Below are 21,340 nucleotides of genomic sequence, written 5' to 3' on the forward strand. Positions count from 1 at the left end.
TTTACTTACCCTTGATGTCATCATCATTCATCTTCAAAACTGCCATGAAGGCATCTTGTGGCACTTCTACTTTACCTACGGCCTTCATTCGCTTTTTACCACGTTTTTGCTTATCTAATAGTTTTGCACGACGGTCTGGATCCCCAGTATGAATCCGGGCAGTAACATCTTTACGATATGGTTTAATGGTTGCACGAGAAATAATTTTGGCACCAATCGCACCCTGAATATCCACTTCAAAGTTTTGCCGTGGTATCAGTTTCTTCAATAATGATGTCATTTGCCGTGCACGAGCTTGTGCATCAGATCTATGGGCAATGAAGCTTAAGGCATCAATTGGTTCTTTATTAAGTAAGACATCAATCTTAACTAAGTCTGTAGCACGGTACCCGATAATCTCATAATCAAGTGATGCATAACCCTTAGTAGAAGACTTTAAATCATCAAAGAAGTCAAAAATAATTTCAGCTAATGGAATATGATATATCACATTTACTCGATACTTATCCAAGTAATCCATAGTTTGGAATTCGCCACGCTTTCGCTGGCAAAGTTCCATTACTGGACCAACAAAATCATTTGGAACCATAATTTCTGCTTTAACATATGGCTCTTGGACTTCTTTATATTCACCAGCGTCCGGCAAATCTGAAGGATTATCAATTACCTTGGTCGTCCCATCATTCATAATTGCATGATAATCTGTTGAAGGCGCCGTCATAATTAAATCAAGATCAAATTCTTGTTCTAAACGCTCTTGAACGACATCCATATGTAGCAAGCCTAAGAAACCACATCTAAAGCCAAAACCAAGGGCAGTTGAAGTTTCAGGTTCAAATTCAAGTGCAGCATCGTTTAATTGAAGCTTTTCAAGCGCTTCTTTCAAATCATCATACTTACTATTATCAACTGGATACATCCCACTAAAGACCATTGGCGGAATTTGACGGTAACCTGGTAAGGCTTCTTCGGTTGGATTTTGAGCAGAAGTAATCGTGTCCCCTACTCGAGTTTCACGAACAGATTTAATATTAGCCGTTAAATAACCAACATCTCCAGCAACTAATACATCTTTTTTAACAGGATGAGGATTTGAAACACCTACTTCAGTAACTTCATACTTTTTGTGGGTATTCATAATTTCTATTTCATCGCCTGGTTTAACCATTCCATCTTCAATTCGAACAGCTAAAACAACGCCGCGATAATCATCATATTTTGAGTCAAAAATTAAGGCCTTAAGTGGTGCTTCAAGATCGCCTTGAGGAGCGGGGATATCAGTTACAATCCGTTCAAGTAAATCTGGAATACCTAATCCAGTTTTTCCAGATACTTCAACAGCATCACTAGCATCAAGACCAAGCATTTCTTCAATTTCCATCTTGGCATTATCAGGATCAGCAGATGGCAGGTCAATTTTATTGATTACAGGTAAGATTTCCAAATCATCATCAATTGCTAGGTAGGTATTGGCTAAAGTCTGAGCTTGTACACCTTGAGAAGCATCAACTACAAGGAGAGCTCCTTCACATGCAGCTAAAGAACGTGACACTTCATAAGAAAAGTCAACGTGTCCCGGGGTATCAATCAAGTGAAAAATATAATCTTCCCCATCTTTAGCATGATATTTAACTTCAACGGAATTTAACTTGATTGTGATACCTCGTTGACGTTCCAAAGGCATATCATCAAGCATTTGACTCTTAAGTTGTCGCTCAGCAACAGTGTCAGTTAATTCCAAAATTCTATCGGCAATCGTTGATTTACCATGGTCAATATGGGCAACGATTGAAAAGTTACGAATATGTTTTTGATAATCTTTAAGTTTTTTGAGGTCCATATAGTTCCATCCTTTTTAGTCTATCCCTATTATAGCAAATGGGAATACAGGGACAAATAAAAAAGAGCTTTACAGCTCTTTTTAAAATTTTATCCTAATTTATCTTTCAATCTTTCAAAGAAGTTCTTTTCTTGGGGAGTGATTGAACTACCACCGGCCTTAACAAAATCAACTAAAGCTTGCTTTTGCTTATCATTGATTGATTTCGGAATCACAACTTCAACTGTTGAAATTTGGTCACCCTTACCATCGCCGCGAAGATATGGTACACCTTCACCGCGAATAGTAAATTTAGTGCCAGGTTGAGTTCCTGCAGGAATCTTAAGACTAGTTTCGCCATGAACAGTATTAATTCTGATTTCATCACCCAAAGTAGCTTGAGCAAATGAAATTGGAATTTTGGTATAAATAGTATTGCCTCGACGAGTAAAATCCTTACTTGGACGAATTCTAAAGACAATGTATAAATCTCCGTAAGGCCCACCATTTTTACCAGCTTCACCTTGACCACTTAAGCGAATTTGTTGACCATTATCGATACCTGCTGGGACCTTAACTTCAAGAGTTTGTTGCTTGTCTTCAACACCCTTACCATGGCAAGTCTTACATGGATGTTCAATTACAACACCACGTCCATGACATTTATCACACAAAGTTTGTCTTTGAATTACACCGAGCATAGATTGCTGAGTAACTGTCATATAACCTGAACCATGACACTTATCACAGGTAATTGGATGGGTGCCTTTTTCAGCACCAGAACCTTGACAAGTTGGACAAGTCTCACTACGAGTATAGGTAACTTGGGTTGTTTTACCTTTAATCGCATCCATGAAATCAATGGTCATTGTATAGTCTAAATCGTCACCTTTTACTGGCGCAGTTGGGTCAACATGTTGTCTAGCTCCACCATTAAACAAATCGCTGAAGATGTCACCAAAGCCACTAAAGTCATTGAAACCACCGCTACTATAGCCACCCTGACCGCCAAAGCCAGCCTGGCCATTTACACCCGCTTGGCCAAATTGATCATATTGTGCCCGCTTTTGCTTGTCGTGTAAAACTTCATATGCTTCATTAACTTCTTTAAATTTTTCTTCCGCATCTGGGGCTTTGTTAATATCTGGGTGATATTTCTTAGATAACTTACGGTAAGCACGTTGAATATCTTGCTCACTAGCATTTTTATCCAAGCCCAGAATATCATAGTAATCGCGACTTGTCGCCATTTTCTAACGCTCCTTATCATTTGATAAAAGAAAAGGACTAAAATTAGTCCTTAACTTTCCACTATTATAGCATTACTTGTCAGGGTTTACCTTCTTGAAGTCACCATTTACAGTGTCACCGTTATTGCCATCGTTGTTGTCATTGTTACCTGATAGATTTGGTCCAGCTTGACCTGCTTGGCCTTGTGCACCATTAGCTTGGTATAACTTAACAGCTAAATCTTGGGCAACCTTAGATAAAGCATCTTTCTTTTCCTTCATTTCATCTAAGTTGTTGTCCTTTTGTGCCTTCTTAAGGTCTTCCAAAGCATCCTTAACCTTAGATACTTCATCAGCAGGAACCTTATCGCCAACTTCTTTCAAAGTCTTTTCAGTAGTGAAGATTAATGAATCAACTTCGTTACGTAAGTCTGCTTCTTCTTTCTTCTTCTTGTCTTCATCAGCGTGTTCTTCAGCTTCTTTTTGCATACGCTTGATTTCTTCATCCGATAAACCTGATGATGACTTAATAGTAATCTTTTGTTCTTTACCAGTACCCATATCCTTAGCAGATACATTTACGATACCGTTCTTATCAATATCGAAGGTTACTTGAATTTGTGGAACACCACGAGGTGCTGCAGGAATATCAGTTAATTCAAATCTACCCAAAGTCTTGTTATCTGCTGCCATTGGACGTTCACCTTGTAAAACGTGAATGTCTACAGCTGGTTGGTTATCAGCAGCAGTTGAGAAAATTTGACTCTTTGAAGTAGGGATAGTAGTGTTTCTATCAATTAACTTAGTGAAGACACCACCCATAGTTTCAATACCAAGTGATAATGGAGTAACGTCAAGTAAAACAACGTCCTTAACATCACCTGAAATAACACCACCTTGAACAGCAGCACCCATAGCAACAGCTTCATCAGGGTTGATTGAGTGGTCAGGTTCTTTGCCACTCCACTTCTTAACTGCTTCTTGAACAGCTGGAATACGAGTTGAACCACCGTTTAAGATAACCTTATCAATATCGTTAACTGTTAAACCAGCATCCTTTAAGGCATTATCAAATGGAATCTTAGTTCTTTCAACTAAGTCATGAGTTAATTCATCAAACTTAGCACGAGTTAAGTCGGCTTCAAGGTGAAGTGGGCCACTTTCGCCAGCTGAAATGAATGGAAGTGAGATATGAGTTGAACTTACACCTGATAAGTCCTTCTTAGCTTTTTCGGCAGCATCCTTTAATCTTTGAAGTGCCATCTTATCCTTTGATAAGTCAACACCGTTATCTGCCTTAAAGTTTTCAATCAACCAATCCATAATCTTTTGGTCGAAGTCATCCCCACCAAGGTGAGTATCACCATTTGTTGAAAGTACTTGGAAGACGCCATCACCTAATTCCAAAACAGAAACGTCAAAAGTACCACCACCAAGGTCGTAAACTAAAATCTTTTCGTCTTCTTCATCTTTATCAAGACCATATGCAAGTGAAGATGCAGTAGGTTCGTTAATAATTCTTTGAACGTTCAAACCAGCAATCTTACCAGCATCTTTAGTTGCTTGACGTTGTGAGTCATTGAAGTAAGCAGGTACAGTAATAACTGCATCCTTAACTTCTTCACCAAGATAATCTTCTGAGAACTTCTTGATGTATTGCAAAATCATTGCAGAAATTTCTTGTGGAGTGTAGCTCTTGTCACCAACTTTAACCTTGTATCCAGCTTCACCCATGTGACGCTTAATAGAAACAATAGTATTAGGGTTAGTGATTGCTTGACGCTTTGCAACTTCACCAACTTGAATTTCTCCATCCTTGAAAGCAACTACAGATGGTGTAGTTCTATTACCTTCAGGGTTAGTAATAATCTTTGGTTCCTTACCTTCCAAAACAGCAACTGCTGAGTTAGTAGTACCTAAGTCAATACCAATAACTTTTGACATATCAAAAAGTCCTTTCTTATTTCTTTTTTATTTTGAATAAGCTTAATTAATTTATTGGGCAACAATAACCATTGCTGGACGTAGTGTCCGATCTTTATATTGATAACCCGCTTGCAAAACTTGAACAACGTGATCCTTTTGTTCATCATTTTCTGCAACTGTTGTTTGAACAGCTTGATGTAAGTTGGGATCAAACTTTGCTCCGTCTGCCTTAATTTCAGTAATACCATGGTCACTCATTGCTTTTACCATAGCATCTAAGGTCATTTCTACACCTTTTTTCAATTGCTTAGAAGCTTCATCATCTACTTTAACGCTTAAAGCTCTTTGCAAGTTATCAACAGCAGGTAGAATGTCTTTTGCCAAGGATTGTGATTCGTACTTAATAAGTTGAGCACGTTCTTTGTTGTAGCGGTTTTGCATATTTTGAATTTCAGCTTCACTACGTAAGTACTTATCTTCAAGTTCAGCTTTTTCAGCTTTTAGCTTTTCAATTTCCTTAGCTAAATTATCATTCACTGCTGCGGTGTTTTCTTCTGCCTTCTTTGAAGAGGAAGTTTTTTTCTTATGCTTCATTTCTTCTTTTGGCTTTTTATCTAGGTCTTTTTCACTTGGAAATTCTGAATTACTCAAGGCCATGCCTCCTTACTGAAACTTTCCATAGTAGTCGAGTAATTTCTTTGCTAATTCTTGTCTGAAGTATTCCATTAACCCAATCATTTGAGAATATGGCATATTGGTTGGTCCCAATAAAGCAATCGTTCCTTTACCATGACTGCCGACGCTATAACTTGCAGTTAACAAACTATAGTTCTTAAGCAAATCATTTGGTAATTCTGATCCAAGCTTTACTTGGACAGGAAAATGGTCATCGCCATCATCAAAACTCAACAAGTCACTAACCAACTCATTCTGATCGAAAAGTTGATACAAGGATCTAATATCCTGGACATTACCTGTTGAATCATTTAGCAAATTAATTTGTCCATCAACATACATTTGCTCACTAGCCGCATCTTTCAAAACATCTGAAAGTAAGCTTAATAACTCAGTAGCATTACCACCTAAACGATGTTCTACTAAATCAGCTAACATTTCAGGAGAAATCTCACTTAAGCTCTTGCCAACTAATTGATCATTAATTAAACGAACAGCCTTTTCAATTTCTTCTCCATTTGCAAATCGAGGTAATGAATAGACCTGACTTTGGACATTACCATTGCTGGTAACCAAAATTGCCATTACCTGTCGTTCTGAAATCGGAACGATTCTAAAGCCTGTAATCAAAACATGTCTTGATTCCGGGCCTTCTGCAAAAGCTGTATAATTAGTCAAATCAGACAAAATCTTAGCTGCCTCTTGGACAATCTCATTCACCTGATGAAATGGACGATCTAATTGATAAACGATTTGATTATAAACGGACTCAGGCAACTGCAAAGGTTCAACTAAGTTATCAAGGTAGTAACGATACCCCATTGTTGATGGAATACGGCCACTAGAAGAGTGAGTCTTCTCAATTAACCCTTTATCCTCTAATAGCGCCATTTCATTTCTAATGGTTGCACTTGAGACCTTAATTGGAAGTTGATTCATCACAGTCTTAGAGCCTACGGGCTCATGCGTTTGCGTGAAGTCCTTAATGATTGTTTTCAAAATAAGCTCTTGACGCTTGGTTAACATAATCTCGACCTCTTAATTAGCACTCATTACTTTCATGTGCTAACATGAATAATATACTAATAAATTAGCACTAATGCAAGTCCTTTGCTAATATTTTTCAAAAAAAGACTAGCTAAGCTAGTCTTTTTTGTGTCTAAAGTAATTTTTAATCTCTATTTGATCCAAATCAAGCTGTTTTTTTAGCTCATCAAGCGAATCAAACTTAATTTCTCCACGAGTGTATTTATACCATTCAATGGTGATAGGCTCATCATAAATATTTTCATCAAAATCAAAGATATTAGTTTCAATGTAAATTTGATTACTATTACCAATAGTTACATTGTAACCAACACTGGTCATGGACTCATACCATTTACCATTTACTAAGGTCCTCGTAGCATAAACTCCAATCTTCGGAATAACTTTACGATCTTCTAAAATTAAATTTGCCGTTGGATACCCAAGCTTATGACCATTTCTCTTACCATGCCCTACAATACCCGAGGTAATATAGTGGCTACCTAGTAACTCAGTAGCAAGATCAATCTTTCCCTCTTTAATTGCTTTTCTGATAGCTGTAGAACCAATCTTACTGCCACCACTAGTTTGTTCTGGTAAAATCACGATTTCAAACCTGTTTTTGGCAAAATATGGTAAATTCTCCATATTCGCAACATCCTTAGGTCCAAAGGTATAATCAAAACCTGCAACTACTGTATCAGCTTTTAAAGCAACAATAACTTGATCGACAAATTCCTGGGGACTCAACTTTGAAAAGCCATGAGTAAAAGGTGCTATCGCTAAATAGTCAACGCCTAAAGCTGCAATTTTATCTGCCTTTTCAGTTAAAGTATCAATATAGCGAAAATTAGTCTTACCTGCATATATTTCCTTGGGATGACGATCAAAAGTCATTACCATCAAAGGTAAATGCTTTTCATTTGCGACAATTTTAGCTCTTTTGATTAATTTTTGATGACCTAAGTGCACTCCATCAAAGAAGCCTAAAGCAAGCACTATGGGACCTGGGGTTACCGAATCTTCAATCGGATAGGTTAAATGAACAATCTTCAACTTACATTCCTTCATTTTGTAAAAGCATTAGTTCTGGCCGATAACCGTTTTCATCTTTGCGGTATATAGCCTTAACTACTTTATTGTAGCGTAAAGCTAACTTTTTTGCATCCGAATTAATTAAGATTGTGTTACCATTCATCACTTTTTTCCATTCAGTAGCCGTTAGATCATATTTAATATAGTCACTAAAGAATGAATCAATCGGCAAAATAACTTTTTTAGCTAATTCTGGCTTGTTTTCTAGCTCTTCTAACTTTACCACACTTGAAAGGTCAAAACCTGAACTAGAAGTTCTTTTAAGATATGTCATAACCGCTGGGCAACCAAGTTTATCACCTAAATCATTTACCAATGATCTGACATATGTTCCTTTAGAACATTTAATTTTAAAATCAAAGCTCTCCTGCCCATGTTCAAATTTAGGCTGTCCAATTAAGTCATAGCCTGTTACCTCTACTTGTCGGACCGGTCTTTCAACTTCAATTCCTTCACGGGCATATTCATACAGCCGCTTCCCATTTACTTTAACAGCAGAATAAATTGGCGGTACCTGCTCAATCTTTCCTAAAAACGAGTTCATTCCATCCTGAATTTGCTCAGCGGTATATGGTGAATTTAATTCTTTTTCAGCTAACTTTTTACCATCTAAGTCATAGCTATCGGTTGAAAAGCCAAAAAGTCCGCTACCTTCATATGCCTTTGGTTTCTCATGCATTAGTTCAATCAGCTTGGTTGCTTGACCAATTGCAATGGGTAGTACGCCTTCAACTTCAGGATCGAGAGTCCCTGCGTGACCGATTTTTCTGGTTTTCAAAATTTTTCGTAATTTGTATACTACATCACCACTAGTCATGCCTTTACTTTTATTGATTACTAAAATTCCGTTTATCATAAATTCTCCCTACAATAAAAGCGCCTAAAAGGCGCTTTTTTAACGTTCATTTTCTTGCTTTTTTAATTGAGCAATCAAACGATCAATTTTACTACCATATTGAACTGAAGTATCACGTTTGAAAATTAATTCAGGCACCTTATAAACTGTCAACTCTTGTCCTAAGAGGTGACGCATCATGCCTTTAGCTTTTTCAAGACCTTCAGCAACATCTTTTTCATTATTATCCTCAGTTAAAAGTGAATAATAAATTGTTGCATAAGAGAAATCATTAGTACATTCTACAGCAGTCAAGGTAACCTCACTTAAACGTGGATCACGAATCTTCTTTTGTAAAATCTTAGATAATTCTCTTAAGATTTCACCTTCAACTCGACCAATTCTGTGTTTCATACTTTTTCTCCTTAATCTGGTTTAACCTCTTGCATTTCGTATGCTTCAAGTTCGTCATCAATCTTCAAGTCATTATAGTTTTCGATTGTTAAACCACAATCAAATCCTTGCTTAACTTCTTTAACGTCATCTTTGAAACGCTTTAATGAGGCAACTTTACCATCATAGATAACAACACCATTTCTAATTACACGAATGCCACTATCACGGTGAATATAACCTGAATCAACAAAAGCACCTGCAATTGTACCAACCTTTGAAACCTTCCAAGTTTCACGAATAGTAAGATTACCAGTTACCTTTTCTTCGTAAGTTGGTTCAAGCATACCCTTCATAGCAGCTTCAACATCGTCAATGGCCTTGTAGATAACACTGTATGAACGAATATCAACTTCATCACTTTCTGCTTGTGATTTAGCAGTTGCAGTTGGACGAACATTGAATCCAATAATAAAGGCATTTGAAGCACTAGCTAAAGTAACATCTGAATCGTTGATTGCACCAACACCAGAGTGAATGATGTTTACTCTTACACCTTCGACATCAATCTTTTCAAGTGATTGAGCTAATGCTTCTACAGAGCCTTGAACATCAGCCTTTAAAACAATGTCAACTTCCTTCATATTTTCACGCTTCATGGTATCAAACAAGTTATCAAGAGTAACATGTTGAACTTTTTCACGTTGTTTTTGTAAAGCATTTTGTGCACGTTCTTCACCAACAGCACGAGCAGTCTTTTCATCATCAAAGACTACAAACTTGTCTGCAGATTCTGGCACATCATTTAAACCAGTAATTTCAACTGGCATTGATGGAGTTGCCTTTTTAACTCTTAGACCCTTATCGTTAGTCATAACACGAACTCGACCAAAAGTGTTACCTACTACAATTGGGTCACCAACTTCAAGAGTACCTTGTTGAACTAAAATATCGGCAACTGGTCCACGACCACGTGATAAACGAGCTTCAATTACAGTACCAATTGACTTTTGACTTGGGTCAGCCTTAAGTTCAAGCACATCAGCTTGAAGTAAAATCATTTGTAATAAATCTTCAACATTTTCACCAGTCTTAGCAGAAATGTTAACAAAGATTGTGTCGCCACCATAATCTTCAGGAATTAAATTATATTTCATTAATTGTTCAGTTACGTGGCTTGGATTTGCACCAGGTGCATCCATCTTGTTGATTGCTACAATAATTGGAACCTTAGCTGATTTTGCGTGGTCAATTGCTTCAATAGTCTGTGGCATTACACCATCATCAGCAGCAACAACTAAAACAACGATATCAGTAACTTCAGCTCCACGTGCACGCATGTTTGAAAAGGCAGCGTGTCCAGGAGTATCAAGGAAGGTAATCAAACGATCATCTACTCTTACTTGGTAGGCACCAATCTTTTGCGTAATCCCACCTGCTTCATGTTCAGAAACATTAGTATGACGTAAACGGTCTAATAAAGTTGTCTTACCATGGTCAACGTGACCCATAATAGTAACAACTGGTGGACGATCTTGTAAGTTACCTGATTCTTTAGCAGCCTTCATCCCCTTATCAAATAAATTATCAATATCAGAGATATCTTCATGTACTTTTTGCTTGGCATCAATACCATATTCAGCTGCTAAAAGTTCAATCGTATCTTTGTCAAGAGATTGGTTTTGATTAGTCATTACTCCCAACATGAAGAGCTTTTTAACGATTTCAGCTGGTTCACGGTGAAGTAATTTACCTAAATCCTGAGCATTCATCCCTTCTTCAAAGACTAATACTTCTGGTAATGGACGTTCTTTTCTAACAGTCTTTGGCTTTCTTTCTTCAAAGTGGTTTTGCTTATTCTTACGCTTACGTCTTTCCATCTTATCAGAATGTTCATTACGACGGTCAAAGTTATTGTCACGGCCCTTTCTACCAGGCTTACCAGTGTTACGGCCATGTCCATTACCATTACGACGACTATCTTTAGTCTCTTCAGGCATTACTGGCATTCGAGGAGTCTTAGGCAATGATGGATTACTATTATTCTTTCTAGCTGGTCGATTATTTGAACGACCACGGTTATTATTTGAATTAGTAGTGCCACTTTCAGCTTTAGGTTTATTTCTCGCAGGAGAAGGCTTAAGAATCTTAGGGCCTAAAACCTTTTTGGGCTTATTTTCTTCTGATTTATTAGTCACTTCTCTAGTTTCTTTCTTTTCAGGATTTGCTACTGACTTTTGCGTATTTGTATCAGTAGTCTTTTCGTTATTCCATTGCTTACGTGCTTTATCGGATTCACGACTTAATTCACCTTGTTCAGCACGTTGTTTTTGTTGAAGCTGGGTTAGTAAATCGCGGGCCTTATTGTTTTGTGGTTCCGCATTTTTTCTAACATGGTTTTCTGTTTTCTTTTCGTTAAAGTTCTTCTTTTGCGCATGATTAGAATTATGTTTTTTAACTTCATGCTTCTTTGCTGAAGGGCGACGAATTGCAGAAACAGATAGCTTAATCTTACTCTTTTTCTCAGGTTTCTTTTCGTTTTTCTCTTCTTTTTCAGCGTTTTTAGATGGAGTGTTGCCTTTTAAATTATTTTTGATTGATTTCACTTGTTCATCGATGAGTGAAGACATGTGATTTTTAATGTCAAAACCTAAAGCTTTCGCCTTATCAACGATTACCTTGTTATCAACACCCAATTCTTTTGCTAATTCATAAATTCTTTTTTTAGCCATCGAATCACACTCCTTAATTTATTTTTTTAAGTAACGCCTTTGAAAAGCCATTATCGCTAACGCCAAGCACCTTACGGCTACGACCAATAGCGGTTGACAATTCAAGTGCATTATACTTTTCAATAACCGGCACATTAACGGCTTCAGCCAACTTAACCAGGTCTTCTCTTGTTGCAGGAGCTAAATCACTTGCTAAAATCAAGACTTTGATTTTGTGATCTTTCAAGGCTTGTAAGACAAAGTCTGTACCGGATATTAATTTGCCTGCTTTTTGAATTAATCCTAAAAAATTAAGGATCTTTTGCTTATTTTGCAATTATTTATCACCAAATAATTCTTTTCTAGCCTTTTGGTGGTCTACATATTGAAATAGTTCATCATAAAAACTAGCTTCAATTTTAGCACCTAAGCTTCTTTCAAGAATCCCACTCTTTTGAGCAGCAGCAATTTTTTCAGGTTCTAAAGAAACATAAGCACCACGACCAGGCATTTTACCAGTTGGATCAACGGAAACTTCTTTTTCTTTATTAACTACAATTCTAACCAAATCTTTTTTTGGTTGCATTGTATTAGTTAATAAATCTTTCCGCATAGGAACTTTTCTCTTTTTCAAAAAATCACCTATTCTTGTTTTTCATTATCAGTTTCTGAACTTAAATCATCTGAAGCTGCGTTATCTTCAGTATTTTCATCCACAAATTCTACTTGACTTTCAGGACGAATATCAATTTTATAGCCAGTCAAACGAGCAGCTAATCTTACATTTTGCCCCTTCTTACCAATAGCAAGTGATAATTGATAATCAGGTACAATAACTAGTGCACTCTTTTCGTCTTCATCCTCACCAAATTGAGCAGCAATTACTTCTGCAGGATTCAAAGCATTTGCAATGAAATCAGCAGGATCTTTTTCATATTTAACAATATCAATATTTTCGCCACCAAGTTCATTAACAATATTTTGAACTCTTGCACCCTTAGGGCCTACACAAGTACCAACTGGGTCAATGTTTGGATCATCTGAGCGAACTGCAATCTTAGTACGGTCCCCTGCTTCACGAGCAACTGAAACAATTTCAACGGTACCATCATACACTTCAGGAACTTCTTGTTCAAAAAGGCGCTTAACCATATCTGGTGCAGTTCTAGAAACTACAATTTGAGCTCCTTTTGAATCAGTACCAACTTTAGTAACCAAAACCTTGATTTTATCTTGAGGATTATAAGTTTCGTTAGGCATTTGGTCACCACGAGGCATAACAGCTTCTACTTTGTCAATCATGACGTAAACAAAGCGATTATCGTGACGTTCAACAACACCAGTAACAATTTCATCTTGATATTGAGAATATTCATCAACGATATGACTGCGTTCCGCTTCACGAAGACGTTGCATGATAACTTGCTTAGCAGTTTGAGCTGCAATTCTCCCGAAGTCTTTTGGTGTAACTTCAAATTGAATTGTGTCACCAACTTCATATGCTTTGTTAATAGCTAATGCATCTTTTAATGAAATTTCAAGACGATCATCTTGAACTTCATCTACAACTGTCTTAACTGCTAAAACCTTGAAGTTGCCCTTTTTCTCATCAAATTCAACTTCAACATTAGGGGCTTGATTATAATTCTTCTTGTATGCGGCCACCAATGCAGCTTCAATTGCTTCAACAATAACCTCTTGCTTGATACCTTTTTCAGATTCTAAAACAGCAAAAGCATCTAACATTTCTTTAGTCATAAATCTTAATCAGACCTCTCTAAAATTCAATCGCAAATCTTGCGTTTGCAATTGCTTTAACTGGAATACTAATTTCTTTGGTTCGAGTCTTAATCTTAATCTTCAAATCAATTTTTTCTTCATCACGGTGGATTAATGTTCCTTCGAAAGACTTCTCACCATCAATTTTTTGATAACAATTAACATGGATGTATTTTCCATCTGCTCTTTCCCAATCCCGTTCATTCTTCAATGGACGTTCTAATCCAGGTGAAGATAGTTCTAAAACATATGGATCTGGAAATGGATCAGGATTTAATGAATCTAATTTTTCAGAAACTAACTCACTTAATTGAGCAATTTCTTCAATATCAATTCCACCTTCGGGCTTATCAACATATACCCTTAAATAATATTGAGTCTTTTCTTTAACATACTCAACATCAACCAGTTCATCACCTCTAGCTTCAGCTAAAGGTTTAATTAGTTCACTTACTTGATCAATGATTTTTGACAAAAAAACTTCCTCCGTAATAAAAAGAGTGAGCATTGCTGCTCACTCGAATTAATTATTCGAACTTCTACTTGAGTTTATCATAAATTTTACAAATAAGCAAAACTAAAACAATGATAACTGGTTTTGATCTGGCATCCCTTCTAAGACACCATTAACTTCTAAGTAGTCCATAATTGTTTGAGAAACTTTTCCGCGTTTACTCAAGTCTTCCTTTGAAAGGAATTTCTGTTCAGCTCTAGCAGCTACAATTTGTTTAGCCGCATTATCACCTAAGCCTGGAACGGCGTTAAATGGAGCTAAAATTGTATTGTTGTCAAGAATCTTAAAATTAAGGGCATCTGATTCATTAACATCTACCATCTTAATTTTAATTCCTCGCTCAAGACATTCATTTGCAATTTCAAGAACAGTTAACAAACTCTTGTCTTTAGCACTTGCGTCGTTCCCTTCATCTTGAATTCTTTGAATTGCAGCTTTAACACTATTTTTACCGTGACTCATAGCTACTAAATCAAATAAATCAGCTCTAACTGAGAAGTATGAAGTGTAGTAAATTACAGGATAATAAACCTTAAACCACGCAATTCTCAATGCCATCAAGATATAAGCAGTAGCGTGAGCCTTAGGGAACATATACTTAATCTTTAAACAAGATGGAATATACCAATCAGGAATCTGATCATTTTGCTTTAAGACAGCCATATTTTCATCACTAATCCCTTTACCGTGACGAACTGATTCCATTGTTGAAAATGCAACCTCTGGTTTTACACCCCAGTGGATTAAGTCCATCATAATGTTGTCACGACAACCAATTACATTCTTCAACTTACAGATTCCTTGATTGATTAAGTCTTCAGCATTTCCAAGCCATACATCTGTACCGTGGGAAAGCCCAGAAATCTGGAGTAATTCTGAAAAAGTTGTTGGCTTAGTTTCTTCAAGCATCCCGCGAACAAACTTAGTACCAAATTCTGGCACGCCTAGAGTCCCAGTTTGCGAACCAATTTGCTCGGGTGTTACGCCTAAAATTTCAGTATCTTTAAAAAGTGACATAACTCCAGGATCATCTGGTGGAATTGTCATTGGATCAATTCCAGAAAGATCCTGAAGCATTCTAATCATCGTTGGATCATCGTGTCCCAGAATATCGAATTTCAAAATATTATCGTGAATTGAGTGGAAGTCAAAGTGAGTTGTAAGCCATGCTGCATTCAAATCATCAGCTGGATATTGTACTGGCGTAAAATCATAAATATCCATATCATCTGGAACTACAACAATTCCGGCAGGGTGTTGTCCAGTTGTTCGCTTAACTCCTGAAGTACCTGAAGCAAGTCGATCAAGTTCAGCACTTCTAAGATTTAAACCTCGTTCTTCTTCATAATGCTTTGCATAACCATAGGCTGTTTTATCGGCAACCGTAGAAATAGTACCCGCTCTAAAGGAGTTAGCAGGTCCAAACATAACTCTAATATAGTTATGGGCAACTGGTTGATAGTCACCAGAGAAGTTCAAATCGATATCAGGAACCTTATCACCGTGGAATCCCAAGAAGGTTGCGAAAGGAATATCCTGCCCATCTTTAACTAATTCTGTGCCACACTTTGGGCACTTCTTATCTGGTAAGTCATAACCTGAACCATATTCCCCATTTTCATAGAAATGTGAATATTTACAATTTGGACAGCGATAATGTGGAGCCAAAGGATTAACTTCTGTAATACCAGACATTGTCGCAACAAGACTTGACCCAACTGACCCACGAGAACCAACCAAGTATCCATCTTTATTTGACTTGGCTACCAATTTTTGTGAAATCAAATAAATAACGGCATAACCATTAGAAATAATCGAATTTAGTTCTAGTTCAATTCGATCCTTAACAATCTTTGGTAGGGGCTTACCATAAAGTTCATAAGCCTTATTATAAGTCAAATCAATCATTTGCTGATCTGCATCTTTGATGTGTGGTGGGTATAAGCCGCTCTTTATCGGTGCAATCTCATCAATCTGATCTGCAATCTTATTAGTATTATCAATAACAATTTCTTTTGCCTTATCCTCACCCAAAAAGCCAAAAGCATCAAGCATTTCTTGAGTCGAATAAAAATGCAAATCCGGTAGTGGCTTATTTCGATTAGGATTGCTTCTTTGAGCTGCTAATAAGATCTTTCGATAAATACCATCATGTTGTTCGACATAATGACTGTCACCAGTAGCAACTACTGGAATGTTTAATTCCTGTCCTAATTTGTAGATATTAGAAATAATTTCTTCTAGTTGTTCTTCATCTTGAATTAATTCATCTGCAATCAGTTGAGAATAAGCTGCTGGAGGTTGAACCTCGAGAAAGTCATAAAATTTAGCTTTTTCTCTGGCAGCATCATAACCTTTTTGCATCATATTGATGAAAACATCACCCTGCCAGCAACCACTACCATAAAGCAAACCTTCACGATATTTTCTTAGTTCACTAATTGGAGTACGTGGTTCACGATAAAAGAATTTTGTACTTGCTACACTAACTAACTTGTACATATTCTTTAGTCCCTTTTGATTTAATGCCAAAATCGTCATGTGAGTTGGTTTAGCACGCTTATAAACCTGACCATATTGAGCATAATCGTTCATTTTACCAAGATTATCTTGATCAAACCGCTTATTAAATGCATCTAAAAGTTTAAACATTAAATAACCTGTCGCTTCGGCATCTTGATTTGCTCGGTGGTGGTGCTCTAAAACAACATTATATTTTTTACAAAGAGAATCTAGCGTATGCCTAGTTTGTTCCGGATGAAGTAATCTTGATACTTCCAAAGTATCAACCACAGGTTGAGTTATTTCAGAAAGGCCTGCTCTCTTTAAGGCAGCATTTACAAAGCCGACGTCAAATTGAACATTATGACCACAAAGTGGGCGATCACCATAAAAATCTTTAAATCGGCGAATAACTTCAGCTTCATCGTCAGCTTTTGAGACCATTTCGTCAGTGATAGAAGTCAAATTAATTGTAGTTTCACTCAAAGGATGATGCGGATTAATAAATTCATCAAATCTTTCAATCACTTCACCATCTTTCATCTTAACAGCACCGATTTCGATGATGGTGTCATAGACAGATGATAGCCCTGTCGTTTCAACGTCAAAAATTACAAATTCACGATTTTGGTACGTCATGTCTGCCGGGTTCAAAACAAGCAGTGCATGATCATCAATCATATTTGCCTCTAGCCCATACAGTATCTTCATCCCAACTTTGCCACCAGTTCGATAGGCTTCAGGGAATGATTGCACGTCACCATGATCAGTTATTGCAATTGCTGATTGACCAAATTTCTTTGCTGTATTAATGAAATCGGTCGCTGTATTTGTAGCGTCAAGTTGGGACATATTAGTATGTAAGTGTAATTCAACTCGTTTTTTTTCACCTTCATACTTCTCTGTCCGACCAACATGTTCAATTATTTTCATATTAGTGATATTGAACACAACATCATGTTCCCATTGATCGTCTAATGCGCTACCTTGCATTCTAGCCCAGACCCCTGGCTTTATACCTTTGACCATTTCAATTTGCTCATCATCTTTAACAAATTTCTTAAAGGCAATTGAATCAGTATAATCTGTAATTTCTCCACTAAAGATTACAGCACCAGACTTTAATTCTCTAATATCGGTATTAAAGATATGTCCTTCAATAGCTACGTTCCTAGTACCATCTTCAAGCTCTTTAATTTGAACTAAACTAGAACTACTAATTTCAGCCTTACCAAAATTAGATTGCTTAGTTCTTCGAGGCTTTGGCTTTTCAGGTGCATTTTGAAACGCCACGTTCATATTTTGCTCATGTTCAGCTTGCAACTGTTCTAGTGAAGCAAGATTTGCATCTTCGCTAGTTTCATTTACCTGTACCTTTAATTTGATATTAAAGAAACCGTAGCTCCTAAATTCTTCTGTCAATTGATCTAGATCAGAATCAGTTACAGCTTGAGCCAACATTTGAGTATCAACTGGAATTATCCAGTCATTACCCTGTTTTTGTGGAGTCTTATTTTGCAATGTCTCACGTGCCATTGGGGGTAGAGCTTTAGAATGAGACACAGCATATTTCCAATATTCACTCAAGTTCTTATCTGATCCATCTTGGGTCCTAATTACTAAACTAACTGATACAAAATCAGTAAATTCCTGATCTATTAACTTAACTAAAGCATTATAAGTTTCAAACTTTAACGGAGTATCAAAAAAAACGTGGATTTTCCACGTACGTTCTTTGCCGTAAACATCCACGTTTTCAATTTGTCCCCTTTGCAACAAATCATTGTCACTAAAGGTTTCCGGAAACTTAATTTGTTTTAGCAATCTTAAAAAAAGTTCGTTTGAGTTTGCCACAAATTTTACCTTAATCCAATTCTTTTGCTACAAAAGCTGCAAGATCATCAACTGACATTTCTACTGCTTTATCATCAGTAGGACGTTTAACTTCGACGATTCCATCAGCAGCCTTTTTACCAATAGTAATTCTGAGAGGTGCACCAACTAAGTCTGCATCTGCAAACTTAACTCCGGCACGTTCTTTTCGATCATCATATAAGACATCATACTTTTCTGAGAATTCTGCTTCTAACTTCTCAGCTAATTTAGTTTGATCTTCATCATTCATTTTCATTTGAATTAAGTGAAGGGAAAATGGTGCAATTTCCTTAGGCCATGCAACACCGTGCTCGGTCAAGTTTTGTTCAACTGCTGCAGATAACATTCTTGTTACACCAATACCGTATGAACCCATGATAACTGGTTGAGTCTTACCATTTTGGTCAAGGAAATCAGCACCCATAGTTTCAGTGTAGTATGTACCTAACTTGAAAATATGGCCAACTTCAATTGAAGTAGTAAATTGAAGTGGTAAGTGATCAACTGGATCAGGTTCACCTTCATTCGCAGTTCTAATATCTGCAAATTCATCAACTTTGAAGTCTCGTTCTAAGTTGGCATTTTGGAATTGATAACCAGTTTCATTTGCTCCAACAACAACGTTGTATAAGCCCTTAACTGTTTCATCAGCAATAATTTTATCTGCCCAATCAGCATCCACAGGACCTACTCCACCTTTTTGGCTACCAGTTACACTAACTAATTCATCTGCTGTTGCTTCACGAACTTCATTAGCATCCAATAAATGACCTAATTTTACTTCATTAATTTGCTTGTCAGCACGAATTAAAACTAAAATCTTTTGGTCATCAGCCATGTACAAGATACTCTTCACAATTCGAGTAGCAGGAACGTTCAAGAATTCTGTTAATTGATCGATAGTTTCACAACCTGGAGTAGCAATTTTTTCCATTGACTTCAATTCTTCAGGTTCTTGTTTAAAGGTATCAATACTCTTAGCCATTTCAAGGTTTGCTGCGTAAGAGCCTTTTTCATTAGTGGCAATAGTATCTTCACCAATTGCCGCTGGAGCTTGAAATTCAGTTGAATTTTTACCGCCCATTGTACCTGAGTCAGCAATAACTGGGTGAACAGTTACACCAGCACGTTTGAAAATACGCTTATATGCTGCTTTCTGGTCATCAAATTGCTTATCTAATTGTTCTCTTGTAGCTGCAAAGCTGTAGCCATCAAGCATTACAAATTCACGACCACGCAATAAACCAAATCTTGGACGATTTTCATCACGGAACTTAGTTTGAATTTGGTAAAGAGCAAGTGGCATTTGCTTGTAACTCTTTAAGTTTTTAGCAATGATTTCAGTAAATGTTTCTTCATGAGTGGGGCCTAAAAGACTGTCACGACCATGACGGTCTTTTAGCTTAAACATTTCATCACCATATTTGTAGTAACGACCAGATTCTTGCCATAAAGTTGCAGGCAACAAGTGAGGCATAATCATTTCAGGAACATTAATCCGTTCCATTTCTTCTTCAATGATTCTTTCGGCTTTACGTAATACACGGTAACCTAATGGCAAGTATGAATACACACCTGCAGTCACTTGGCGAATGTATCCACCTCTAATCATTATTTTATGACTTTCTGCTACTGCATCAGCAGGAGCCTCTTTCAAAGTAGGCATAAAAAAGTTTGATTGACGCATAAATAAACTCCCTAAATATTATTTGATGAAGTAACGATAAATATCATTACCCGTTACTAAAATAATCAGAATTAACAAGAAAATAGCTCCTGCAATTTCAACAACTGTTTCATGTTCTTCTGAAATCGGCTTTCCACGTAATAATTCAATCAAGTTAAGTAACAACTTACCGCCATCTAATCCTGGAATTGGAATAAGATTTACAATTCCGATATTAATTGAAATCATTGCAGTAAAAGCAATAACTGCTGTCAAACCGAATTTTGAAATCTGACTAGTTTGAGAATAAATTCCAACGGGACCAGACAATTTGTTTAAGCTGAAACTACCAATTAAATTTTGAAGGGCCTTAAATATCATACCACTTGTTTCAAGAGTTGTTGATACACCTCTAAGAAGTTTGGTTGTAATTCTTTCATCAGATTTGGCGTAAATTCCAATTTGGTATCGACTTACTCCAGCTTCCGTAACCTTACGAGCTTTAAGCTTATAATTAATCTGCTTTTTATTTCTATCAATTGTTAACTTAATAGGTTTGTTCTTAGCTGCAGTTATTTTTTCCGAAAAATCTTCAAACGTAGCCACTTTTTTCCCATTAACTGCTTTAATTATATCGTTTTTCTTGAGATATGCACTAGCAGGGCTATTTGTCAAAGTATGATCAACCGTTAATGTTGAGGGACCTTTAGCCATCAAAGACCAAATGATAAATACGACTAATCCTAAGAAGATATTCATTAAAGGACCAGCAATATTAGTTGCCAATTTTTTCCAAGCTGTAGCATTTTGAAACTGGGTGTCTTCAGGAGCTATCGTCAATTCAGTTCCAGTATTATCAATCACAGTAGCGTCATGATCAACTTTATAACTGATTTCTTGACTTTCATCGCCATTTTCATAACCAGTAATAATTAATTCTTTAACCAGATCAGCTTTTGTCACTTGGATTGGAATTCCAGCAATGGGCATATTGGATTCGGAAGCATCAATTCTTTGAACTATATTTTGTTCATTAACTGACAAAATAACATTAGTACCTGGATCAATCTTGCTAGCATCGTCTTTACCAGCAAGGCGAACATATCCACCTAAAGGTAACCAGCGAATAGTATAACTAGTTTTTGAACGTCTAGTCTGAAATAACTTAGGACCCATCCCAATTGAAAACTCACGCACCAAAATACCGCATTTTTTTGCAATAAAGAAATGCCCAAATTCATGAACAAAAACAATTAAACCAAAAACTACTAAAAATATTAAAATACCTGTCATAC

16 protein-coding genes are annotated in these 21,340 nt (G+C 36.7%); all 16 read right to left on the bottom strand.

The window, feature by feature from the left end; genetic code table 11:
• Nucleotide 1: 1 nt before the first annotated feature.
• The 16 genes from lepA to rseP all read right to left on the bottom strand — a co-directional run bounded on the left by lepA (nt 2) and on the right by rseP (nt 21,338).
• Nucleotides 2-1,840 (bottom strand): translation elongation factor 4, encoded by a 1,839-nt coding sequence (gene lepA / locus H628_RS0100065; protein ID WP_027824596.1) that lies wholly within the window; start codon nt 1,838-1,840, stop codon nt 2-4.
• An 89-nt stretch (nt 1,841-1,929) separates the two neighbouring features.
• On the bottom strand, nt 1,930-3,069 hold the full coding sequence (gene dnaJ / locus H628_RS0100070) for a molecular chaperone DnaJ (protein WP_027824597.1): 1,140 nt from the start codon (nt 3,067-3,069) through the stop codon (nt 1,930-1,932).
• A gap of 72 nt (nt 3,070-3,141) precedes the next feature.
• Nucleotides 3,142-4,992, bottom strand: coding sequence for a molecular chaperone DnaK (gene dnaK / locus H628_RS0100075; RefSeq protein ID WP_027824598.1), 1,851 nt, complete (start codon nt 4,990-4,992; stop codon nt 3,142-3,144).
• Nucleotides 4,993-5,043: 51 nt separating this feature from the next.
• Nucleotides 5,044-5,625 (bottom strand): nucleotide exchange factor GrpE, encoded by a 582-nt coding sequence (gene grpE, locus H628_RS0100080; protein ID WP_027824599.1) that lies wholly within the window; start codon nt 5,623-5,625, stop codon nt 5,044-5,046.
• A gap of 12 nt (nt 5,626-5,637) precedes the next feature.
• Nucleotides 5,638-6,675 (bottom strand): heat-inducible transcriptional repressor HrcA, encoded by a 1,038-nt coding sequence (hrcA, locus tag H628_RS0100085; protein ID WP_027824600.1) that lies wholly within the window; start codon nt 6,673-6,675, stop codon nt 5,638-5,640.
• Nucleotides 6,676-6,792: 117 nt separating this feature from the next.
• A complete protein-coding gene (gene ribF, locus H628_RS0100090) occupies nt 6,793-7,746 on the bottom strand; it encodes a riboflavin biosynthesis protein RibF (protein ID WP_201780422.1) in 954 nt (317 codons plus the stop codon).
• Nucleotides 7,733-8,626, bottom strand: coding sequence for a tRNA pseudouridine(55) synthase TruB (gene truB, locus H628_RS0100095; protein WP_027824602.1), 894 nt, complete (start codon nt 8,624-8,626; stop codon nt 7,733-7,735). The genes ribF and truB overlap by 14 nt, the downstream gene beginning before the upstream one ends.
• Nucleotides 8,627-8,665: 39 nt before the next feature.
• The gene (locus H628_RS0100100; RefSeq protein WP_027824603.1) at nt 8,666-9,019 is read right to left on the bottom strand and encodes a ribosome-binding factor A; all 354 of its coding nucleotides are present in this window, start codon (nt 9,017-9,019) and stop codon (nt 8,666-8,668) included.
• An 11-nt stretch (nt 9,020-9,030) separates the two neighbouring features.
• Nucleotides 9,031-11,730, bottom strand: a complete 2,700-nt coding sequence (infB, locus tag H628_RS0100105; RefSeq protein WP_027824604.1) for a translation initiation factor IF-2 — start codon at nt 11,728-11,730, stop codon at nt 9,031-9,033.
• Nucleotides 11,731-11,743: 13 nt separating this feature from the next.
• Nucleotides 11,744-12,046 (bottom strand): L7Ae/L30e/S12e/Gadd45 family ribosomal protein, encoded by a 303-nt coding sequence (locus H628_RS0100110; RefSeq protein WP_027824605.1) that lies wholly within the window; start codon nt 12,044-12,046, stop codon nt 11,744-11,746.
• Nucleotides 12,047-12,343: an RNase P modulator RnpM gene (gene rnpM, locus H628_RS0100115; protein WP_027824606.1), complete on the bottom strand. Its 297-nt coding sequence runs from the start codon at nt 12,341-12,343 to the stop codon at nt 12,047-12,049.
• An 8-nt stretch (nt 12,344-12,351) separates the two neighbouring features.
• A complete protein-coding gene (nusA, locus tag H628_RS0100120) occupies nt 12,352-13,467 on the bottom strand; it encodes a transcription termination factor NusA (protein WP_027824607.1) in 1,116 nt (371 codons plus the stop codon).
• A 19-nt stretch (nt 13,468-13,486) separates the two neighbouring features.
• A complete protein-coding gene (gene rimP, locus H628_RS0100125) occupies nt 13,487-13,963 on the bottom strand; it encodes a ribosome maturation factor RimP (protein WP_027824608.1) in 477 nt (158 codons plus the stop codon).
• A gap of 102 nt (nt 13,964-14,065) precedes the next feature.
• Nucleotides 14,066-18,358: a PolC-type DNA polymerase III gene (locus H628_RS0100130; RefSeq protein ID WP_027824609.1), complete on the bottom strand. Its 4,293-nt coding sequence runs from the start codon at nt 18,356-18,358 to the stop codon at nt 14,066-14,068.
• A gap of 10 nt (nt 18,359-18,368) precedes the next feature.
• Nucleotides 18,369-20,066 (bottom strand): proline--tRNA ligase, encoded by a 1,698-nt coding sequence (locus tag H628_RS0100135; RefSeq protein ID WP_027824610.1) that lies wholly within the window; start codon nt 20,064-20,066, stop codon nt 18,369-18,371.
• An 18-nt stretch (nt 20,067-20,084) separates the two neighbouring features.
• Nucleotides 20,085-21,338: an RIP metalloprotease RseP gene (gene rseP / locus H628_RS0100140; RefSeq protein WP_027824611.1), complete on the bottom strand. Its 1,254-nt coding sequence runs from the start codon at nt 21,336-21,338 to the stop codon at nt 20,085-20,087.
• Nucleotides 21,339-21,340: the final 2 nt, after the last annotated feature.

Source organism: Lactobacillus psittaci DSM 15354 (assembly GCF_000425905.1).
GTDB classification, from domain to species: domain Bacteria; phylum Bacillota; class Bacilli; order Lactobacillales; family Lactobacillaceae; genus Lactobacillus; species Lactobacillus psittaci.